Source organism: Nocardia salmonicida NBRC 13393 (assembly GCF_001613085.1).
GTDB classification, from domain to species: domain Bacteria; phylum Actinomycetota; class Actinomycetes; order Mycobacteriales; family Mycobacteriaceae; genus Nocardia; species Nocardia salmonicida.
On sequence record NZ_BDBR01000001.1, the window covers coordinates 47,377 to 67,602 of the forward strand.

The 20,226-nt window shown below is 67.2% G+C and carries 19 protein-coding genes and 1 pseudogene; 8 read left to right on the forward strand and 12 right to left on the reverse strand.

Annotation, left to right across the window (positions count from 1 at the left end):
* The first annotated feature begins 12 nt into the window (after positions 1–12).
* On the forward strand, positions 13–954 hold the full coding sequence (locus tag NS1_RS00255; protein WP_062980461.1) for a CHAD domain-containing protein: 942 nt from the start codon (positions 13–15) through the stop codon (positions 952–954).
* Between the two features lie 5 nt (positions 955–959).
* Here the strand turns inward: NS1_RS00255 and NS1_RS00260 are convergent, their stop codons facing one another.
* The 4 genes from NS1_RS00260 to NS1_RS00275 all read right to left on the reverse strand — a co-directional run bounded on the left by NS1_RS00260 (position 960) and on the right by NS1_RS00275 (position 4,446).
* On the reverse strand, positions 960–2,696 hold the full coding sequence (locus NS1_RS00260; protein WP_062980462.1) for a sensor histidine kinase: 1,737 nt from the start codon (positions 2,694–2,696) through the stop codon (positions 960–962).
* Positions 2,697–2,736: 40 nt separating this feature from the next.
* The gene (locus tag NS1_RS00265) at positions 2,737–3,381 is read right to left on the reverse strand and encodes a response regulator (protein WP_056815128.1); all 645 of its coding nucleotides are present in this window, start codon (positions 3,379–3,381) and stop codon (positions 2,737–2,739) included.
* A gap of 95 nt (positions 3,382–3,476) precedes the next feature.
* Positions 3,477–4,004, reverse strand: coding sequence for a flavodoxin family protein (locus NS1_RS00270; protein ID WP_056809340.1), 528 nt, complete (start codon positions 4,002–4,004; stop codon positions 3,477–3,479).
* A gap of 25 nt (positions 4,005–4,029) precedes the next feature.
* Positions 4,030–4,446 (reverse strand): hypothetical protein, encoded by a 417-nt coding sequence (locus NS1_RS00275; protein ID WP_062980463.1) that lies wholly within the window; start codon positions 4,444–4,446, stop codon positions 4,030–4,032.
* Between the two features lie 133 nt (positions 4,447–4,579).
* Here NS1_RS00275 and NS1_RS00280 point away from each other — a divergent pair, with 133 nt between their 5' ends.
* The 4 genes from NS1_RS00280 (at position 4,580) to NS1_RS00295 (ending at position 9,050) form a co-directional block, all read left to right on the forward strand.
* A complete protein-coding gene (locus NS1_RS00280) occupies positions 4,580–6,280 on the forward strand; it encodes a SulP family inorganic anion transporter (RefSeq protein WP_062980464.1) in 1,701 nt (566 codons plus the stop codon).
* An 89-nt stretch (positions 6,281–6,369) separates the two neighbouring features.
* Positions 6,370–7,269 carry a universal stress protein gene (locus tag NS1_RS00285; RefSeq protein ID WP_062980465.1) on the forward strand — a complete coding sequence of 300 codons (900 nt, stop codon included), beginning with the start codon at positions 6,370–6,372 and terminating at the stop codon, positions 7,267–7,269.
* A gap of 82 nt (positions 7,270–7,351) precedes the next feature.
* Positions 7,352–7,825 (forward strand): RrF2 family transcriptional regulator, encoded by a 474-nt coding sequence (locus NS1_RS00290; protein ID WP_062980466.1) that lies wholly within the window; start codon positions 7,352–7,354, stop codon positions 7,823–7,825.
* A 1-nt stretch (position 7,826) separates the two neighbouring features.
* Complete coding sequence (locus tag NS1_RS00295) at positions 7,827–9,050, forward strand: globin domain-containing protein (protein WP_062980467.1); 1,224 nt, start codon at positions 7,827–7,829, stop codon at positions 9,048–9,050.
* A 30-nt stretch (positions 9,051–9,080) separates the two neighbouring features.
* Here the strand turns inward: NS1_RS00295 and NS1_RS00300 are convergent, their stop codons facing one another.
* The 3 genes from NS1_RS00300 to NS1_RS00310 all read right to left on the reverse strand — a co-directional run bounded on the left by NS1_RS00300 (position 9,081) and on the right by NS1_RS00310 (position 11,661).
* A complete protein-coding gene (locus NS1_RS00300; protein WP_062980468.1) occupies positions 9,081–10,067 on the reverse strand; it encodes an Acg family FMN-binding oxidoreductase in 987 nt (328 codons plus the stop codon).
* Positions 10,068–10,151: 84 nt separating this feature from the next.
* Positions 10,152–11,060, reverse strand: a complete 909-nt coding sequence (locus NS1_RS00305) for a universal stress protein (RefSeq protein ID WP_062980469.1) — start codon at positions 11,058–11,060, stop codon at positions 10,152–10,154.
* 43 nt (positions 11,061–11,103) lie between these two features.
* Positions 11,104–11,661 carry a flavodoxin domain-containing protein gene (locus tag NS1_RS00310; protein ID WP_062980470.1) on the reverse strand — a complete coding sequence of 186 codons (558 nt, stop codon included), beginning with the start codon at positions 11,659–11,661 and terminating at the stop codon, positions 11,104–11,106.
* Between the two features lie 157 nt (positions 11,662–11,818).
* On the opposite strand from NS1_RS00310, the gene NS1_RS00315 reads away from it, so the two are divergent.
* The gene (locus NS1_RS00315) at positions 11,819–12,733 is read left to right on the forward strand and encodes an ABC transporter ATP-binding protein (RefSeq protein WP_062980471.1); all 915 of its coding nucleotides are present in this window, start codon (positions 11,819–11,821) and stop codon (positions 12,731–12,733) included.
* The gene (locus NS1_RS00320) at positions 12,730–14,325 is read left to right on the forward strand and encodes an ABC transporter permease (RefSeq protein WP_062980472.1); all 1,596 of its coding nucleotides are present in this window, start codon (positions 12,730–12,732) and stop codon (positions 14,323–14,325) included. Before NS1_RS00315 ends, NS1_RS00320 begins: the two co-directional genes overlap by 4 nt.
* A gap of 42 nt (positions 14,326–14,367) precedes the next feature.
* Here the strand turns inward: NS1_RS00320 and NS1_RS00325 are convergent, their stop codons facing one another.
* The 5 genes and pseudogenes from NS1_RS00325 to NS1_RS42240 form a co-directional block, all read right to left on the reverse strand.
* Positions 14,368–15,429, reverse strand: a complete 1,062-nt coding sequence (locus NS1_RS00325; protein WP_063816036.1) for an Acg family FMN-binding oxidoreductase — start codon at positions 15,427–15,429, stop codon at positions 14,368–14,370.
* Positions 15,430–15,547: 118 nt separating this feature from the next.
* The gene (locus NS1_RS00330; RefSeq protein WP_062980473.1) at positions 15,548–17,611 is read right to left on the reverse strand and encodes an NAD(+) synthase; all 2,064 of its coding nucleotides are present in this window, start codon (positions 17,609–17,611) and stop codon (positions 15,548–15,550) included.
* Between the two features lie 43 nt (positions 17,612–17,654).
* Positions 17,655–18,113, reverse strand: coding sequence for a CBS domain-containing protein (locus tag NS1_RS00335; protein WP_062980474.1), 459 nt, complete (start codon positions 18,111–18,113; stop codon positions 17,655–17,657).
* A 251-nt stretch (positions 18,114–18,364) separates the two neighbouring features.
* On the reverse strand, positions 18,365–18,742 hold the full coding sequence (locus tag NS1_RS42235; protein ID WP_307618660.1) for a universal stress protein: 378 nt from the start codon (positions 18,740–18,742) through the stop codon (positions 18,365–18,367).
* A 154-nt stretch (positions 18,743–18,896) separates the two neighbouring features.
* Positions 18,897–19,325, reverse strand: a pseudogene (locus NS1_RS42240) (universal stress protein); the annotation flags it as partial.
* 217 nt (positions 19,326–19,542) lie between these two features.
* Here NS1_RS42240 and NS1_RS00345 point away from each other — a divergent pair.
* On the forward strand, positions 19,543–20,208 hold the full coding sequence (locus tag NS1_RS00345; protein WP_157125040.1) for a hypothetical protein: 666 nt from the start codon (positions 19,543–19,545) through the stop codon (positions 20,206–20,208).
* Positions 20,209–20,226: the final 18 nt, after the last annotated feature.

Consider the following 20,226-nt stretch of genomic DNA (forward strand, 5'->3'; position numbering starts at 1 on the left):
ACAGGTTTTGCGATGAAGACCGATACCCCTCTCGATGTCGACACGTCGGCAGATCCCGCGTCGGTGAGCACATTGCTGGCCGACTACCTACACACCCAGCGCGAGACGATCCTGGATGGTCAGATCACTGTCGAGACGCACGACGATCCGGACTCGGTGTCCGACATGGTGATCGCGTCCAGGCGTGCCCGTAGCGCCCTGAGCGCGCACCGGAGAACCGTTCACACCGAGCCGGAGGTGCGCAGAGTGATCGAGGAACTGCGCTGGTTCGGCATCACCGTCGGCGCGGCCCACGAGCTTCGAACACAGTCGGCGCGATTGCACGCCGCCGTAGATGTGCTGCGTCCGCGCTATGTTCGCGGACCGGTGCCCGCCAGGATCACCGAATACTTCGGGGAGCGAACCAGACTCGCGTGGCTGGCCGCACGCGACCTGCTCGGCTCGCCCAGATTTCCCGCCATGATCGAGGACCTGATGGCCGAAGAACGGTTGCTGCGCGGCGGCATCGTGATGGGGATCGATGACGTCGACAACGCGGTGGTGCTGCGCGCGCTGCTCGATCGGGTCAGATCGCGCAGGCGCGCGGTCGAATCCACGGGGGAGGAAGACGCCCGCGACGCGGCGGTCCACGCACTACGCAAAGCGATCCGCCGCACGCGCTACTATCTCGAAAGTGTCCACGATCTCGCTCCGTCGCGCACCGCGCAGGCATGCGACGGCCTGCGTGTTGTGCAGAACCTGCTCGGCGAACACCAGGACGCGGTGGTGGCCAAACATCACCTGATCCAGATCACCAGGGAAGCGGAGAACGCGGGGGAGTCGACGTTCACCTACGGACTGTTGTTGCAGCGCGAAATCGACCGGACCACCCGGTATTCGGAGGAACTGCCGTCGGCCTACTGGCGATCGTTGCGCGATGCCAGGGTGATGGCGGACGTGCACGCGAAAGACTGAAAAGCTCAGTCCAGCGGTACTGTCCAGCGCATCTTGGTGCCGCCGTGTGCCTGTGGCGCGATGGTGAACGTGCCGCCCATCTCCGCGGCGCGGGCGGCCAGATTGGCCAGGCCGCTGCGGCGAATGGTCTCGGGATCGATGCCGGTCCCGTCGTCGGTGACCTCGATCGAGACCTCGTCGCGCACAATGAGTTCCACCCCGACGGTGCTCGCCTTCGCGTGCCGCACAACGTTGCTGACGGCCTCGCGCAGAACCGCTTCGACGTGGTCGGACAGTGGCGGTTCGAGCACCGTCACCGGTCCGGCCAGCCGCACGGTGGTGCGCAGGCCGGTCTCGTCGGTCATGTCGGTGATGATGTCGTGCAGGCGTTTGCGGTAGGTCGAGGAGTCGGTGGCGGTGTTGCTCTGTAGATCGAAGATCGAGAAACGGATGTCCTGGACGATGGCCTGGATGTCGTCGATGGTCTCGTCGAGACGACCCCGCACTTCGGTTGATCTGGCCCGCTGCATCGTGCCCTGCAGTGACAGCCCGACGGCGAAGAGTCGTTGGATGACGTGATCATGCAGTCCGCGGGCGATCCGGTCGCGGTCGGCGTAGACATCGAGTTCGCGCATTCGGCGTTGGGTGTCGGCCAGTTGGAGCACGACGGCCGCCTGGTCGGCGTAGGTGGTCATCAGTGCCTGGTCGATCGCGCTGAGCTGCGCGGCGCCGGCGGGAAACACCGAGGTCAAGACGCCGGTGACCGAGCCGTTCGCGCGTAGGGGCAGGGTGAGGACCGGCCCGAAATTCTCGACCGAGTCGAAGATCGGATTATGGGCGGGCGTATCGGCGGCGACGGTGCGCCCGGACCGGAATGCCTCGGCCGAGTGCGAATCCTCGTGGGGGATGTGCTTGCCGATCAGATTGTCGGCGTCGACACCGGCGGCGGCGACCACCACGAGTTCGGTGAGTTCGTCCTCGGGGACATCGGGGTCTTCGGGCAGTGCGAGAAACGTGCAGGCCGAACCAGTGAGGGCATGTCCACGCTCAGCGAGGAGAGCGAGTACGTCATCGGTCGGGCTACCGGCCAGCAACTCGGTGGCCACGTCGCGGATGGCCTCCAGCCATTGCTGGCGAACGCGCGATGCCTCGTAGAGGCGGGCATTCTCGATCGCGATTCCCGCAGCGGCGGCGAGCGCTTGCACCACCACTTCGTCGTCTTCGGTGAATTCCAGACCGCCCGCCTTCTCGGTCAGATACAGATTGCCGAAGACCTCGTTGCGCACCTTGACGGGCACGCCGAGGAACGTCCGCATCGGCGGGTGGTTGGCGGGGAAGCCCACCGAGGACGGGTGATCGGAAAGATTGGACAGCCGAATGGGTTTCGGGTCTGCGATGAGCACGCCGAGCACGCCGTGTCCGCGGGGCAGGTCGCCGATCAGTACCCGGGTGCGGTCGTCGATGCCCTCGTAGACGAATTCGGAGAGTTGGTTGCTCGCTTTGTCGGTTTCCCGGACGCCGAGGGCGCCGTAGCCGGCATCGACGAGTTCGATCGCGGTGTGCACGATGGTGCGCAGGGTGTTGTCCAGATCCAGGCCCGCGGTGATCACGAGCATGGCTTCCATCAGTCGGTCCATCCGGTCGCGGACGTCGACGATCTGGGTGATCCGGTCCTGTACCTCGGCGAGAAGTTCGCGTAACCGCAGCTGGGACAGGGTCTCGGTCACCGGAAGCCGACCACTCGCCCCCGATGTGTTGTCCATAGGGTGCATTCTTCCACGTCGGCGTGGATGGCGACGACAGTCATTCGCGCTGTTCATGACGCAGGTCGGCCGCGATCACCGCGGCCTGGGTCCGGCGCTCGACGCCCAGCTTCGTGAGAAGTCGGGAGACGTAGTTCTTGACAGTCTTCTCGGCGAGGAACATGCGGGCGGCGATCTGCCGGTTGGTCAAGCCCTCGCCCAGCAACGACAGCAACGTGCGTTCCTGGTCGGTCAGTGTCGAGAGCGGGCCGGTCTTCTCCGCGGCCTCCGAGCGGAGCTTGGACATCAGGGCAGCGGCGGCGCGGTTGTCGAGCAGTGACTTGCCCTCGCCGACCTCGCGTACGGCGCTGATCAGCTCCAGGCTCCGTATGTCCTTGACGACATAACCGCTCGCGCCCGCGAGGATGGCGTCGAGCATGGCCTGTTCGTCGGTGAACGAGGTCAGGATCAAACAGCGCAGATCGGGCTCGGCCGAGAGCAGCTCACGGCACAGTTCGATGCCGTTGCCGTCAGGTAGTCGGACGTCGAGCACCACGACATCGGGGCGCAGTGCGGGGATCCGCGCGAGTGCGTGCGAGCACGATCCCGCCTCGCCGATCACCTCGAGGTCGGGTTCGAGGGCGATCAGGTCGCTGACGCCGCGCCGGACGATTTCGTGGTCGTCGACCAGGAATACCTTGATCATCGGTGACTCTTTCTCGCGTCGGTGTGGGACCTTGCTCCCATCATCCGCTGCTTCGGCGGCCGATAGATCACTGTATTGCTCGAGCGGCACCACGATCACCGCGTTGCCTTCGGTAGCTCGGGTCGGGTGGCGGCCAGCTTTGTGGCCCACGCGGTCGCCCGCTCGCGTTCTCCCGGTGTCAGTGGGCCGGTCATGGCGGTGACATGGAAGTCGGCGGGTGCGACGGCGAGCTGGTAGCCCAGGGCCCGCAGCCGTTTGCCGATGCCTTTCGCCGCCGAACCCGGCAGCCACGGGGGATGAGCGACCTTGGTGCCGAACGCGGCGGCCGAGCACGGTGACGAAACGGGCAGGGCGGCGTCGAGCCACTCACGAACGCCGATCTCGGTCTCGATCGGGGCCGTTGTCCGAGTAGCCGCGTCCTGGCGGGTCGTTTCGCGGCTGAGCCCGAAGGCGTGGGTCGGCCCGCCGACGACGAGCAGATCCACCTGTGATGCTCGGTGATTCACCGCCTCGGCGACCGGGCACAGCTGCACCTCGTAGTCGGGGCGAAGACCGTCGGCGATGGCCTCGGCCACCGCGGCGGTATTGCCGAACATGGATTCATAGACGATCAGTGCGCGCATGCCGTTCCCTTTCATCGATGGGTCTTCAGTGGTGACGCGGGGCGTGATGGGTGAGCGGCGGAGCGCCGAGGGTGGCGACAGCGACGGCGAGGATCACGCACACCGGCTGCAGCCAGCTGAATTCCTGTAATACCAACAGCTGCAACAGGATCCAGCCGATCAGCGCGCAGGCGGCGACCATCGCCGTCTGCGAGAGGTCGCGGTCTTCGTGGGCGGCGGTGAGGGCGACGACCGTCATCGGCAGGCCGACGACGAGGGCAAGCATCACCCCGGCCAGGATCGGGCTCTGCCACGGCAGCCGGCTCTCGGCTGTCGGCCCCAGTGTCAGCGCCCCGGTGATGAGGGCGAGTGACCCTGCGAACGCCCACGTCGCCAGGATGCCGGTGATCAGGCACAGGACGGATCGACGAGGGTCGAACCGTCGCAGGTAGGTGGACATCATGGGTAGAGCCTCGCGCGTTCGGGCCGGTCACCGGCAGGGCCGAAGGTCCCGCGCACCAGGGACCCCGGTCCCGATCCGGTGACGTTCGGCTGTCTCGGAACCGGCTTCGGCGCACAATGCTGGAACAGTGTTGATGCGTGTGCTGCCTGGACTCCGGCAATTCCAGGGCTATCGACGGGCGTGGCTGCGTCCAGACGTGGTCGCGGGCGTGACCGTCGCGGCCTATCTGATCCCGCAGGTGATGGCCTATGCCACGGTCGCCGGATTGCCGCCGGTCGTGGGGCTGTGGGCGGCGGTCGCTCCACTCGCTGTGTACGCGCTGCTGGCGACCTCGCGGCAGTTGTCGGTCGGACCCGAGTCGACCACGGCCCTGATGACCGCGGTCACACTGGCACCGCTGGCCGCGGGCGACCCCCAGCGATACGCCGCGCTGGCCGCGGTCCTGGCGCTGCTGGACGGGCTGTGGTGTCTGTTGGGCGCGCTGATGCGGCTCGGGGTGCTCGCAGACCTGTTGTCGCATCCGGTGCTGGTCGGGTATCTGGCCGGAACCGCCGGTCTGATGATCGTGAGCCAGTTGGGGAAGGTCACGGGCGTGCCGGTCGAGGGGACGACGATGATCGACCAATTGCGCTCGTTCGTGGCCGATATCGATCAGTGGCATCCGGCCACCGCCGCACTGGCGGGCTCGGTGCTGGTGGGACTGCTGGTCATGGCGAAATGGGTGCCGCGCGCGCCGGGCCCGTTGATCGCGGTACTGGTCGCTACTGCGGTGGTCGCGTCGCTGTCGTCGGAACGGCTCGGGCTAGCGGTAGTCGGTGAGGTTCCTGCAGGTCTGCCGACACCGGCGATACCGTCCTTCGGTACGGCCGATCTGGCGGCGCTGCTGCTGCCCGCCATCGGGATCGCGGTGGTCGGTTTCTCCGACAACGCGCTGACCGGTCGTGCGTTCGCCGCGCGCCACGGCACCCACGTACAGGCCAATACCGAGCTCGCGGCCCTGGGCGCGACGAATGTGGCCACCGCGCTGACGCACGGATTCCCGGTGAGCTGCAGTGGCAGCCGCACCAGCATCGCCGACCTGCTCGGCGCACGCACTCAGCTCTACGCGCTGGTCACCCTCGCGTCGGTGCTCGTCGTGCTGTTCGGCGCGCGTGGAGTGCTGGCCGAATTCCCGTCCGCCGCACTGGGTGCCTTGGTCGTCTACGCGGCCTTACGACTGATCGATATCGCAGAGTTCCGTCGAATCAACCGCTTCCGGCGCAGCGAGCTGGTGCTCGCGCTGACAACGGTGGTCGGGGTTCTCGTGCTCGGCGTGCTCTACGGCGTCCTCGTCGCGATCGCGCTGTCGGTATTCGACCTGCTGCGCCGTATCGCTCGCGCCCACGACGCGATCCTCGGCTTCGTCCCCGGGCTCGCGGGCATGCACGACGTAGACGACTATCGCGATGCGAAACCTGTTGCAGGACTGGTTGTCTACCGCTATGACGCGCCGCTGTGCTTTGCCAATGCCGAGGATTTCCGCAAACGGGCGCTCGCGGCCGTCGACTGGTGGGGTGATCGAAGCGGTGAACCTGTGCGCTGGTTCGTGCTCAGCGCCGAGGCCAACGTCGAAGTAGACCTCACCGCGCTCGACGCGGTCGAGCAGGTACGCGCCGAGCTGGCCTCGCGTGGGGTCGTCTTCGCGATGGCGCGGGTCAAACAGGACCTGCGCGACGACCTGGACGCGAGTGGGCTCACCGATCGCATCGGCGCGCAGCGCTTGTTCCCCACCTTGCCGACCGCGGTGGCGGCGTTCCGATCGGATCCGGGGCCGATCGGCCCCGTCCGGCAATGACCTTGTCCCCTGCTGTCGCGCAGCGGAGTGGACGAGGCTCGATGTCGAGAGCGCGATCGTCCGACGATCGCGAGACGAGAGGAGCCAAGATGAGCGGGAAGAAGCAGAGCGCGGCCGAGCACAGCCTCGGGCCGGTGCTGGTCGCGGTCGATGGGTCGGCGAATTCGTACCAGGCCGCGGCCTGGGCGGCGGCCGAAGCCACGCTGCACCACCTGCCACTGCACATTCTCACTTCGGGCGCGATCCAGAGCGGGTTCGGGCCGGGGATGTCGCTGGGCGAGGCGGATCTCGAGTGGTTGCGTGTGGACGCCGAGCGGGTTGTCGGCGAAGCCGCGCGGGTCGCTCGCGCCGCCGTTCCCGACGAGGACCTCACGATCACCACCGAGGTGAGTTTCGAGCTCGCAGCGCCCCTGTTGATCCAGCGGTCGAGCTCGGCGCGGATGCTGGTGGTCGGCAGCCGTGGGCTCGGCGCGTTCCAACGCGGACTGCTCGGCTCGGTCAGCCGCGCGGCCGCCCAGCACGCGCATTGCCCGGTGGCGGTGATCCACGGCATCGCCGCGATCGATCCGGTCTCGGCGGGGCAGCCGGTGCTGGTCGGGGTCGATTGCAGCCCCAACAGCGTGCCCGCGATCGAGGTCGCCTTCGACGAGGCGTCACGCCGCAAAGTGGAGCTGGTCGCGGTACACGCGTTCAGCGACGCCAGCGAGCTCGACCTCCCCGCGTTCGGTTGGGAGATGGGCAGGCAATCGGCCGAGGCCGATCTCGCCGAGGCGCTGGCCGGTCACGCCGAGCAGTATCCGGACGTGCCCGTGCGACGAATCGTGGTCGCCAATCGCCCGGTCCGCACGCTGGTCGACGAATCGGCGTCGGCGCAGCTACTGGTGGTCGGCAGCCATGGCAGAGGCGGGTTCTCGAGCATGCTGCTCGGTTCCACGAGCAACGCCCTGCTGCACTCGGTGGAGATCCCGACGATCGTGGTACGCGCCTGAATCCACGTCTGTGTCCGTACCTGGCTGGTTATCCAGCTCACATAATTCGCATCTGAGATGCGAATTATCGTAAGTTCAGGTCATGCAGCTCACCCGGTTCACCGACCTCGGACTTCGCGTCGTCATGCGACTCGCGGTGGTCGGCAACGGTGATCGTCCAGGCAGCCGCGAGATCGCCGATGAGTTGGCGGTGTCCTACGCCCACGTCGCGAAGGTGATCACCCGGCTGGCAGAACTCGGCATCGTGGACGCCCGTCGCGGACGCCGCGGCGGCTTGGCCATCACCGAACTCGGGCGCGACGCCTCGGTCGGCTGGCTGGTGCGGCGCCTCGAAGGCGAAGGCGAAGTCGTCGAATGCGAGGGGGCTCACCCGTGCCCGTTACGGACCGGCTGTCTGCTGCGGTCGGCGCTGCGCAACGCCCAGGAAGCCTTCTTCGCGTCCCTGGACACTCTCACCATCGAAGACCTCACCCGAAACCCCACGCGCACAGTGCTACTCGCCCTACCCCGGGTGGGCGGCCCGAGCTACGAGACCGCCGCAACGAATGGAGAATGACATGCTCTCGGTCACCACGAAGGAGACCATCCGCGCCACACTGCCTGCCGTCGGCGCCGCGATCGGCGAGATAACCACCCTCTTCTACGGCAAGATGTTCGCGGCCGACCCCGGCCTCGAACGTGACCTGTTCAACCGCGGCAATCAGCAGCAAGGTGACCAACAGAAGGCACTGGCCGGCGCGATCGCCGCCTTCGCCGCGTTGCAGCTCGAACCCGATCAGGCACGGGTCGATCTGATCCTGTCGCGGATCGCGAACAAGCACGCCTCCTTGGGAATTCGGCCCGCGCAGTACCAGATCGTGCACAAGTACCTCTTCGAGGCCATCGTCGAGGTGCTCGGTGACGCCGTCACCGCCGAGGTCGCCGCGGCGTGGGACGAGCTGTACTGGCTGATGGCCGAGACGCTGATCGTGATGGAGCGGGGGCTTTACCGGCGGGCGGGTGTCGTCGACGGTGACGTCTGGCGACAGGCGCGGGTGCGCGAGCGGCGTCAGGAATCCGACGACGCCGTCTCCTTCGTCCTCACATCGCTGGACGGCGCTCCCTTACCGTCCTTCTCGCCGGGGCAATACCTCTCGGTGGGCGTTCACCTCGAAGACGGCGCGCGCCAGATCCGCCAATACAGCCTTTCCTCGGCACCGGCGGGCGGGGACTGGCGCATCACCGTCAAGCGGGTCGATGCCCATGTCCGGCCGGACGGTTCGACCACTCCGGCCGGCGAAGTGTCGAACTTCCTGTACCGCAACGTCTTCGAAGGCGATGTTCTCGATGTGACCACCCCGTTCGGCGATCTCGTGCTCCACGACGACGACGCACCGCTGCTGCTGATCTCCGCGGGCATCGGATGCACCCCGATCATGGGCATGCTCGGCCATCTCGCCGAGACTGCCGACCCGCGCCCGATCTCGGTGATCCACGCCGATCGCGCGCCGAGCAGCCATGCCCATCGCGCCGAACTGGCCGAGCTCGTCGACCGGCTGCCGTTCGCGGTCATGCACCGCTGGTACGAGGATCTCGGCGCACGGAGTCCCGAGAACGGACTCAGGGAAGGCCGCGCCGACCTCGGTGAGATCACCGTCGCCGAGGGCACCCGCGCATACCTGTGCGGGCCACTGCCCTTCATGCTCGACGTGCGAGAGGTACTGCTGGACAAGGGCGTCGCGTCCGAGAACATCCACTACGAGGTCTTCGGACCGGACCGCTGGGCGCCCGCCCTGACCTAGGGGCGGCCATGTGATCGGTAAGCCGATGGGTCATCGCACGGTGAGGACGTCGGCCAGTGGTCTGCGTGGAGTGGACTCCGGTCGCTGCTCGTCGGGTGCGGTGCCGATCCGGACGACGACCTGGGGTATCCCGGGGTGACCGATCAAGCTGCTCAGCAGCCGCCTGCCCGAGGTTGTTTCGGTGATATGGGTGAGTGCGCAGGTAGCCATTCCCGACGCCGTGCATTCGAGCAGGACCGCCGAGAGCGCCTCGCCGGTACGCAGCCAGGTCGCGGGCGTCTCGCCGGTCGCGGTGAGCACGGCCAGGCGTGCGTGGTCGTGCATCTCGCCGCGTCGGGCCGAAGGTCCCGGTGTCGGGTACTTCCGAGCCACCCCGACTCGGGCGAGCTCGGACTCCGAGATCAGCGCCGAGGGTGGAACACCTTCGGGTGTGCCCGGATGGCCTGCCCACCAACGCAATTCGGCTTGGTACTCCATGTCGTAGCGACGCAGGGCGTCGGACTGCTCGGACGCGAGGGAGAGTCGGGCGCGCGCGTCCTCGTCGAGGACATCAAGGGTGACCTCATAGGAGGAGATGAGGTCCTCGAGTACCAGGCGGACCGAACCCCAACCGATCGGTTCGGTCATCGGCAGCCGATCGGAGAATCGGCGTGAGATCGCATCGGCGCGGCGGAGAACACCGATCGGCGGGTCCGGCCACCGCAGGAATTCCAGGGTGGCCAGCAGATCCGGCCGAGTCGGGTCGGGAAACCGGAGGGTGTCGGTGCGCCAGCCCTCGGCCGCGAACGCGGTCCGCACGTGGTGCAGGACCGCGCCGCAGCTGATCACCGACTGACGTCCGTGCTGATCGGCGGCTGTGAGCTGCCGGTCGGTGTCACGAAACAGGTGCAGCCGGGCGCCGTCGAAGACCCATCGCCACGGTTGGGTGTTGTGAACCGACGGCGCGCGACACCCGAGACGGATGGCCGCGCGGATCGTGGGATGGTCGGGGACTACGAGGACTGGTTCGTCGTTCATAGCATCGAGTCTCGTCCTTGCCGGGTGTTTGCCGAGACGGTCTTTGCGCCTGTTCGGCGGGGACCAAATGCCCTCATCGGCGTGTCAGTCGTGGTGTACGACCATCACGGGGCACTCGGCGTGCTGCACGAGCCAGTTGCTGGTCGAGCCGAGCAGCAGACCGCGGAATCCACCCCGTCCGCGACTGCCGACGACCACGAGCTGCGCGGTCTTCGACCATTCGGCCAGCCGTTCGCGGGCCCCGAATACCTCGACTTCACGACGTACGGTGACGTCGGGGAATTGCTCGCTCCAACCGGCCAGCCGTTCGGCCAGCAGGGCGGCCTCGCCGGTCTCGAAGTCGGCGATCGGCAGCGACAGATAGCTGGAGCCGCCGAACTCACCGCGCGAGAGATCACTCCAGGCGTGCACGGCGACCAGTTCGGCGCCGCGGAGCGAAGCTTCGGCGAACGCGGCGCCGATGGCGGGTTCTCCCACGCTGCTCCCGTCGACACCCACGACCACCGGCCCGGTCAGCCGGTCCGGGTCGGGCCCGCGCACGACGACCACGGCCCCGTGCGCGTGCGAGGCCACCGCGAGCAGTGTCGAACCAAGGTGCGCGATCGAGCCTGCCCATGCCGCCGCCCCGACCACGACCAGGTTCGCCTGCGCCGATGCCGCGATGAGAGCACGGGCAGGGTTGGCGTGGGCGAGCTCGGTGGTCACGGTGACCTCCGGTGCGGCCTCTCGCGCGTCGCAGTCGGCCATGGCGATGACCTTCTCGGCAGCGTGCTGGAGATCTTGCATAGTGGCGAAGATGAACGCGTCGTAGGCGCTACGCGGAGTTCCCTGCGCGATCGGCCCGGTGCAGTGCACGATGTGCAGCGCGCGCCCGCGATCGGCGGCTGTGCGGGCGGCCCAGCGCACCGCGGCTATCGATCCGGGCGAGCCGTCGGCTCCGACGACGACCGCGGCGTCGGCGTCGCGGTGCGGGGTTTCGCTGTGCTGCGTCATGGGTTCGTGCCTTCCTGACTGGTGCGTTGCGGCGGGAGAGCGATCAGGGATGGACGACAGTGACCGGGGCGCGTTGCAGCTCGAGCGCGTCACCGATCCTGGTCGACCATGCACGCACTGCCTGCCAATCACGCAAGTCGCCGTAGCGGGCGCCACCGAGCATCCGGTACATCGTCCTGGCCCGCCACGAGACGCCCTCGCGTTCGTACCGGCCGGCGAAGGCGGTGTAGTCGCGGGGATGCAGTGTGCGGATCGCGGCGGCGATCTTGGGCGGGACCTGCCGTCCGACCCAGCGCCCGATCGGTCCGCGCAGTGCGGGGCCGAGTCCGACGCTGAACAACCAGATGTCCTTGTCCACCAAGGTGTTCAGGTTGTTGCGAAGGTAAGCGGAGGCCTCGGGCAGCAGATCCATGTTGTGGATCGCGCTACCGATGACAAGAGTGTCCAGACCCGACAGGTCGGGAGCGTGTTCGATGTCGTGCAGTTCGGCGCGAGCGCCACGGGCGACGAGATCGTCCCAGACGAACTCGGCGATATCGCGGGTCGAGCCCTGCGCGGTGGCGTACAGAACAGCGATGCGGGGTGTGGGTGTCGTGGTCATGATTTCAGCATCGCGCGACCGCAGGGCTGCGGATCAGAGCCGTCATGCCCGCAACGAAGGGACCAATGGCACCGCTGACGGCGGTGGTGACCAACGCGGGACGGGCTGGGACTTTCGGCTCTGCCGGCGGGTAGCGCGACCGGGAAACGATCGAGTGATGACCGACGAGGCTGCCATCTCCATTTCCGGGCTGACGAAATCTTTCGGCCGCACGCGGGCGCTCGACGCACTCGACCTGAACGTTCGCGTCGGCGAGGTGCACGGATTCCTGGGGCCCAACGGCGCGGGGAAGACGACGACTATTCGCGTCCTGCTCGGGTTTATTCGGGCCGATGCGGGGACGGTACGAGTGCTGGGGTGCGATCCGTGGGCCGACGCGGTCGCTGTCCACGCCCGGCTCGCGTATGTACCGGGGGAAGTCACGCTCTGGCCGGGCATCACCGGCGGCGAGACGATTGATCTGCTCGCGAAGCTGCGTGGTGGTATCGACCCGCGCCGGCGTGCCGAGCTGCTCGCTCGCTTCGAACTCGATCCGACGGTGAAGGCCCGCGCCTACTCCAAAGGCAACCGGCAGAAGGTCGCCCTGATCGCCGCCCTGGCCTCGGACGCGGAACTGCTGTTGTTCGACGAGCCGACCGCGGGCCTGGATCCGTTGAAGGAAGCCGAGTTCCAGCGCTGTGTTCGCGAGCTTGTGGCGCAGGGTCGCACGGTACTGCTGTCGAGCCATCAGCTCGCCGAGGTCGAGGCGCTGTGCGACCGGGTCAGCATCGTCCGCAACGGCCACACCGTCGACAGCGGCTCGCTCGCCGAGCTGCGACACCTACAGACCACCTCGATCAGTGTGGAGACCGATCGGCCCGCCACCGCGCTCGCTGCCGTGCCGGGGGTGCGCGGGCTGACTGTGGACGGCAATCACGCTCGCTTCGACGTCGAGACCGTGCACTTCGACGGCGTGCTGCGCGCACTCGCCGACCTCGGTGTGCTCGCGATGACCAGTACCAAGCCGACCCTCGAGGACATCTTCCTTCGTCATTACACGCTCGAGCCCGACGCCACGGTAAGTGTGTCGTGAGCACCACGACCGCCTCCTCACCGACCGCGGGAGTCGCCACGCTGGCACGCTTCGCGCTACGCCGCGAGCGGTTCGCGCTGCCGTGGTGGCTGGTCGGGATCGGTGCCTTGATGGCGTTGCAGTCGGTGAGCAGCCAGAACTTCTACGACTCTCCCGCGAAGCTGGCGCAGTTGCGCGCCACCATGAGCGCTAACGCCGCGGTCGTCGCGATGGGCGGACCGACGAGGTTGCTCGAGACCGTCGGTGGCGAGGTGGTCTTCGAGATCTTCGCCTATCTCGCCGTCGTCGTGGCGTTGATGAACATGTTCGTGATCTGCAGGAACACGCGCTCCGACGAGGAGGCGGGACGCACCGAGCTGATCAGGTCGTCCCGGGTGGGACCTCAGGCGTCGGTCGTGGCGGCCCTCGTCGTCGCCGTGGTCGCGAATCTCGGTGCGGCGCTGGTCGTTTTCGTCACCGCAGCGGCGACCGGGCTGCCCGTGGTCGGTTCGGCCCTGGTCGGGGCCGCGGTCGCGGGTCTCGGGTTCACCGTCGCCGCGGCGACGACAGTCGCGGCACAGGTTTTCGAGAATCCGCGCAGCGTCTATGGGGCGATCAGCGCGTCGGTCGCAGTGGCGTATGTGCTGCGCGCGGTCGGTGATGTGGGAAACGACGCGGTTGCCTGGATCTCGCCGATCGGGTGGGGCCAGCGCACGTACCCCTTCGTCGACGATCGATGGTGGCCGCTGCTGTTGTTCGCCGCGACATCGGCGGTGCTGATCGCGGTGGCGTTCGCGTTGTCGCGGCGGCGGGATCTCGGTGCCGGGCTGTTCGGGTACCGAACAGGTCGTGCCACGGCATCTCGCCTGCTCGGCTCACCTGCCGGTCTCGTGTGGCGCCTGCAACGTGCGACCGTACTCGGTTGGTGCCTCGGGGCTTTCGTGCTCGGTGCCGCCTATGGATCCTTTGCCGACAGTATCGAGCAGTTCCTCGCCGACAACCCCGAGATCTCCGCCTATCTGACGGGAAACGCGGTCGATTCCTATCTCTCGCTCACGCTGTCGATCATCGCGCTGCTCGCTGCTGCCTACGGGGTGTCGGGTGTGCTGCGCGCACGGTCCGAGGAGAACTCGGGACGGGCGGAGGTGGTGCTGGCGGCACCGGTCGGGCGTGTGCGATGGCTGTCCGGATATCTCGCAGTGGCGATGACCGGCAGTGCTCTCGTACTGGTGGCCGGAGGGTTTGGCGATGGGCTGGCCTACGGCATGACCATCGGCGATCCACTGCAGTCTGCGCGCCTGGCCGCATCGGCCCTCGGTTATGTCCCCGCGGTGTGGGTGATCGTGGCGGTGACGGCCGCCGCCGTCGGCTGGGCACCACGGCACGCGGGCGCGGTGTCCTGGCTGTTCTACACCTATGTGGCTGTGGCGCTGATCTTTGCCGATGCGTTCGAGCTGCCCGCGTGGTTCGCCACCATTTCCCCCTTGCGCTACACCGCACTCGTCCCGCTGGAAGATTTCGATCCAGTGGTGAGCCTGGCTCTGCTGGCGGTGGTCGCGGGAGCGACCGGAATCGCCTGGGCCGGGTGCCGGCGCCGCGATCTCAGACGATGAAGGACACCGTGACGCAACGGATTGGGCGCTGCCGTGGTCACGTCACATCTCGCCGGCCGCGCGACCGGTCGCCTGCTCGGTGGTGTCAGTGCCATCCGCCGCGGGTGGCTCGGAAGACAGTGCTGTGGTGGTCGTTTCGAGAATTTCCGCTAGTGGCAGTCGCGGTGTCATCGGTTCCTCTTGTGGTCTGTTCGCCACCGTGCCCGCGCGAATCAGAATCTGTGGTTTCCCGGCACGCCCGGTCAACTCGCCGATGGCGGCACGACCGCGAGGGATTTCGGTCAGGTTGGTCAGCGGACAGGTAGCCAGGCCCAGGAGTGTGCACTCGAGCAACAGGGTCGAGACGATCTCGCCGCAGCGGAGGGTTTGCTCCGGTGAGCCGCCATCGGTGGTCAGGACCAGCACCATCGAGTGATCGACCTCGGGGCCTGACTCCGGAGAAGAATCCGGGAAGGCGGGAAAGCTGCGATCGATGCTCACTCGTCGGTGATCCTGCGGGGAGGGCAGCGCTCGCGCCGGCACACCTTCGCCGGCGAAATCGTGGCCCGTCCACCAGTGCAGTTCCGCCTGGTATCCGGCGTCGTAGCGGCGAATCGCCGCGCTCGCTCGCGCGGCATGCGCGAGGGCGGGGCGGCTGTCGTCGGCGAGAACATCCAGGGCGGCATCGGCGGGGGAGTACGAGCCACGCAGCATCGCTTCGACATCGTTCCAGGCCGGTGGCGCCAGGAACGGCCGTCGATCGGTGTGGCGCCGAGAAATCGCGTCCGCGCGCGTCAGATCGGCGTCGGTCACCAGGTCGGCTCGCTGGAAGGAGACGGTCGCGAGGTGAACTCGCCGATTCGGGTCGGGGAACCGGGTGATGTTCGACCGCCAGCCCGCGGCGGCCATGGCCACCCGGAAGTGGTCCAGGGCGATGCCGCAGCTGAGCAGCATCTGCCGACCCGATGTGTCCGTCGCGGGCAGCATGCGCTCGGGTACCGAGAAGAGTCGCATGATCTGCCCGTCGAAGGACCAGCGCCAGGGCTGGGTGTTGTGCAGTGACGGAGCCCGTCCGGCAACTCGAACGGCCTCGCCGATTGTCTCTCCGGTCGGTACGGTGTTCATAGTTCGACGGTAGGTGCGCGTGCGCGGGGACGAGAGTGCCATTCGCCCCGACCCCCGCGCCATTGGACCCGAGATCCGGCGTGGACAGCGAAGTCGTCGCGTCGGTTCCACGTCCCGGTCAGGGCAGAGGGCCGGGTACGTTGCGGTCCAGTTCATCGAGCCAGGCCCTGGCCGAGGCGTCGCTGGGAGCGCGCCAATCCCCGCGCGGCGACAGGGAGCCGCCCGATCCCACTTTGGGGGCGTTGGGCAGGGTCGAACGCTTGAATTGGCTGGTCTGGATGAACCGGCGCAGGAACTGAGCGAGCCAATATTTGATCGTCGGCAGGTCGTATTCGTGGCGGTGCTGCTCGGGAATGGTGTCGGGCCATCGTCCTCGCGTGCGATCGCCCCATGCCTGATGGGCGAGATAGGCGACTCGGCTCGGGCGGGCGCCGAAGCGCAATAGCTGGTAGAGGTGGAAGTCCTGCAGGTCGTACGGACCGATCACGTCTTCGGAGCTCTGTATCGGCGCGCCTTCCCGCGCGGGGATCAGTTCGGGAGAGATCCGGGTGGCGAGCACGGACCGGAGAACCTCACCGGCATCCGGTCCGAAATCACCGCTGTCGGCGTTCCAGGAGATCAGGTGTTGGATGAGGGTCTTCGGCACCGAGGCGTTCACGCTGTAGTGCGCCATGTGATCGCCGACACCGAATGTGCACCATCCCATCGCGAGCTCGCTGAGATCTCCGGTGCCGACAACCAAGCCGCGGTGCATGTTCGCCAACCGGAACAGGTGCGCGGTGCGTTCGCCGGCTTGCACGTTTTCGTAGGTGATGTCGTATTGTTGCGCGCCATCGGCCGCAGGGTGCCCCAGATCGCGCAGCATCTGCCGGGCGGAGCTGCTGATGTCGATTTCGTGTGCGGTGGCTCCGAGGGCGCGCATCAGTCGTCGTGCGTTGTCCAGCGTTGCGGCACTCGTGGCGAAACCAGGCATGGTGTAGGCCAGGACATTCGACCGTGGCAGACCCAGCCGATCCATGGTCCTGATCGCGACGATCAGCGCGAGAGTGGAATCGAGGCCGCCGGATACCCCGATCACCGCGTGCTGTGACCCGGTCGCGGCCATGCGTGTGCCCAGCCCCGCGACCTGGATGTGGTGTACTTCGGCACACCGTTCGTCACGGCTGTGTGGGTCGGCGGGGACGTAGGGGAAGCGCGGGATGTCGCGCCGAAGTACGGTCGCGGTGTCGGGGAGCGGCAGGGCGGTCCGGATGCGCCGGAACCGGGTCACGCGTTCTCGATGATCGGTGGCGTTGTCGGTGAAGCTGGTCATACGCAAGCGATCCGCGGCGAGGCGTTGTAGATCGATATCAGCGCTCACCAGTTGCGGTTCGTTGCTGAAGCGGGTGCCCTCCGCGAGCAGGTTTCCGTTTTCGCAGATCATCGCCTGGCCGTCCCACGCCATATCGGTGGTGGACTCACCGTCCCCTGCGGAGGTGTAGAGATAGGCGGCGACGTTGCGGGCCGAGGTCCCCACGCACAGCTCGCGCCGGTAGTCCGCTTTGCCGACCACGATATTGCTCGCCGACAGGTTGGCCAGCACGGTGGCGCCGGACAGCGCGGCAAAGACGCTGGGCGGCGCAGGAACCCAGCTGTCCTGACATATCTCCACGTGCAACACGAACCCGTCGAGGTTCGTCGCCTCGAACAGCAGGTCGGCGCCGAACGGTACGTGCTGCCCGTCTATGTCGAGGTGATCGTCGACCGCGTCGCGTGCGGCGGCGAACTGGCGCTTCTCATAGAACTCCTGATAGTTCGGCAGGTAGCTTTTCGGCACCACGCCCAGCACCTGCCCGCCGCTGATGGCAACCGCGCAATTGAACAGGCGTCCGTGCGCCCGCAGCGGCACTCCCACCACCATGAGCGTGGCGATATCGACACTCTCGGCAATCAGGCGTCGCAGTGCCGACTGCACGGCGACGTCCAGCGCGTCCTGGTGAAACAGGTCGTCGGCCGTGTAGCTCGATATGCCGAGTTCGGGGAAGACTGTGACCACGACGCCATCGTCAGCTGCGCGCCGGGCCGAGCGCAGTGTTTGCTCGGCGTTATAGTCCGGATCCGCCACACCGACCGTCGGGACAGCGACCGCGACGCGAGCGAATCCATGGCGATAGAGGCACTGGAAAGCAGATTCTCGATTCACGGCGACTCCACTCCCTGCGTACCCATCGCCCGCCGGGCGCTGGCTATACCGGCGTCTGGTCGTTCGAGGTGACCGGAAGATTCTGGGCGCACACCGTTTCCACGAACTCGCTGACGACGGGGTCCGGCATCGTCCGTGCGATGTCGGCTTCGGTGACGATGCCGACGAGCCTGCCGTCATCGGTGACCGGAAGCCGTCGGATCTGATGATTTCGCATCAGCGCGATGGCGGCGTCGAGGTCGGTGGCGACATCGACTGTGTGGAGATCGCCGGCTCCCTGAGCGAGCTCACCTGCGGTCGTTGTCTGCGGATTGTGTCCCAGAGCAATGCATTTCACGACGATGTCGCGATCGGTGACGATGCCGACAGGTCGTCCGTCCCCATCACAGATCGGGAGAGCCCCGACATCGAGTTGGCGCATGCGCTGAGCGGCCGATTCCATGGTGTCGCGCACACTGATGTGTGCCACGTCCGTACGCATGATCGTTGCTGTCGTGGTCATTCGAGTACTCCCATCTGGTAATGACAGTGTGTTTCGTCCAGTGCTCGGGCCGTTCCAGGCGGCGGATGGGGACCTGGTATTCGGCCGATGCCGATTCAGGAGAAACGGTCCGACTCCGATCAGTCTCGACCCGCGCACGTGGTGGCGGAAAGTGCCACAGGTCGCCGACCCAGGAGCCGGACGGCCCTCGATCGGCGGGGTGGTGCAGCTGCACTCCTCGGGGCCGAAGGTCCACCGGTGGCGCGATGTGCTCATGAACTGTGCGAGCCGTTCGGATGAACGACCATGACCGGGCAGTCGGCGTGCTGGACAAGCGAATTGCTGGTCGATCCGAGCAGCAGGCCACGAAATCCACCGCGGCCTCGGTTGCCGACCACGACGAGTTGCGCGACTTTCGACCACGCGAGCAGGCGAAAACGCGGCCCCGCCAGATAGACCTTGCGTACGACCTCGACGTCGGGGAATTTCTCCTGCCAGCCGACCAATTGTTCGGCGAGTACGGCATCGGCTCGGGCGCGGACCTCCGCGTCGCGGATGATCTCGGGCAGGGCGCCGAACCTGTCGAAACTCAGGTCGCTCCAGGTGTGCACGGCGACCAGCCGCGCCCCGCCGGTCAGCCGCCTCGGCAAAGGCGGCGCCGATCGCGGCCGCACCGCGTGCGCTGCCGTCCACACCCACGACCACCGGCCCCTCGTGCCGGGCCACCTGCGCGGTGTCGGCGCCGCGCGCCACGACGACGGCGCCGCGACCGTGGCTGACGACGGCCAGCAAGGTAGAGCCGAGATGCGCGATCGTGCCACCCGTGCCGGAAGTTCCGACCACCAGCAGGTGCGCGACGGCCGACCGTTCGATCAGTGCTCGGGCCGGAGATTGTTCCGAGATCGACACAACGATGTCCAGATCGGGGTCCACCCTGCGCGCTGCCTCGGCGGCGGCCGTGAGTTGTTCGACGCCGTGGGCACGAATCGTGTCCAGGACAGGGGGAACCATGACGTCGTAGACACCGAGGGTGCCGCGGGTAGCCATCAGGTCGAGGGCATGGACTATTTCGAGTCGTCGGCGGCGTCTCGACGCGACGTCGGCCGCCCAGTCGACGGCACGAGCAGCGCCCGGCGAGCCGTCGATTCCGACGACGACCGGTGCCGATGTCGGTCGGTGCGGGTCGTCGCCGCGGTCGGCAGTCGTCATCGGAGTCCCTTCTCGATCGAACATGTGCGCGCTTCGGTTGGTGTGTCCTCGACAACCACACGCTCTCGCTCGAGTACTCGAGGTAGTTCCTTGCAGTCGATGTCAGGGTGCACTGCGCGGTGCGAACCGCAGCAGGGTCTCGAGACCCGCGCGGGCAGGCCTTTCGTCCTGACCATGCGTGATTTCGGCAGGGACATTCGCGGGCGAACGGCACTGTCGCCTGGATGGACCGAGGAGGAAGGTGACAAGACGAACACAGATCGAGGAGGGCCCGATGCCCGTCGAAGCGGGAAAGCTGATGTGGCGCCGCTGGATCGTCTTTGTCACCGTCGGGGAGTTTCTGGGCTTCTCGGTGCCGGCGATCGTCGCGGCGTCGCTGTGGGATCGCGCCGGATGGTCGGCGACAGCGTCGTTGCTGGTGGCAGGCGTGGGCGAGGGCGTGGTGCTCGGGTGGTTCCAAGCCAGGGCACTTCGCCCCGCGCTTCCTGACATTCCCGGCCACGCCTGGGTCGCGGCGACGGCGATCGGCGCATCTGTCGCGTGGTCGGTGGCGATGGTGCCGGTGAGCACCGATGGTTTCGCTGGTTGGCCGAGAGCGGTGGCGACAGTGGCGCTGGGTATGAGCGGCGCCGTGGTGGTGTCGGCCATCGGGGTGGCTCAGTGGGTGGTCCTGCGCCGGCATCTGACCGGAGCCGGCTGGTGGATCGGCGCGACGGCGCTCTCCTGGGCGGCCGGGCTGGTGGCCTTCGTGCTCTTCACCAGTCCCCTGTGGCACCCGGGGCAGCCGACCGGCGAGATAGCCCTGATCGGTATCGCAGGGGGATTGCTGATGGCCTTTGTCATGGCGTGTGTCTCGGGGAGATTCTTGGTGTGGCTTTTGCGCGCACAGGCCGACCGTGGGCAGTGATTCGACCAGCACGGGCTC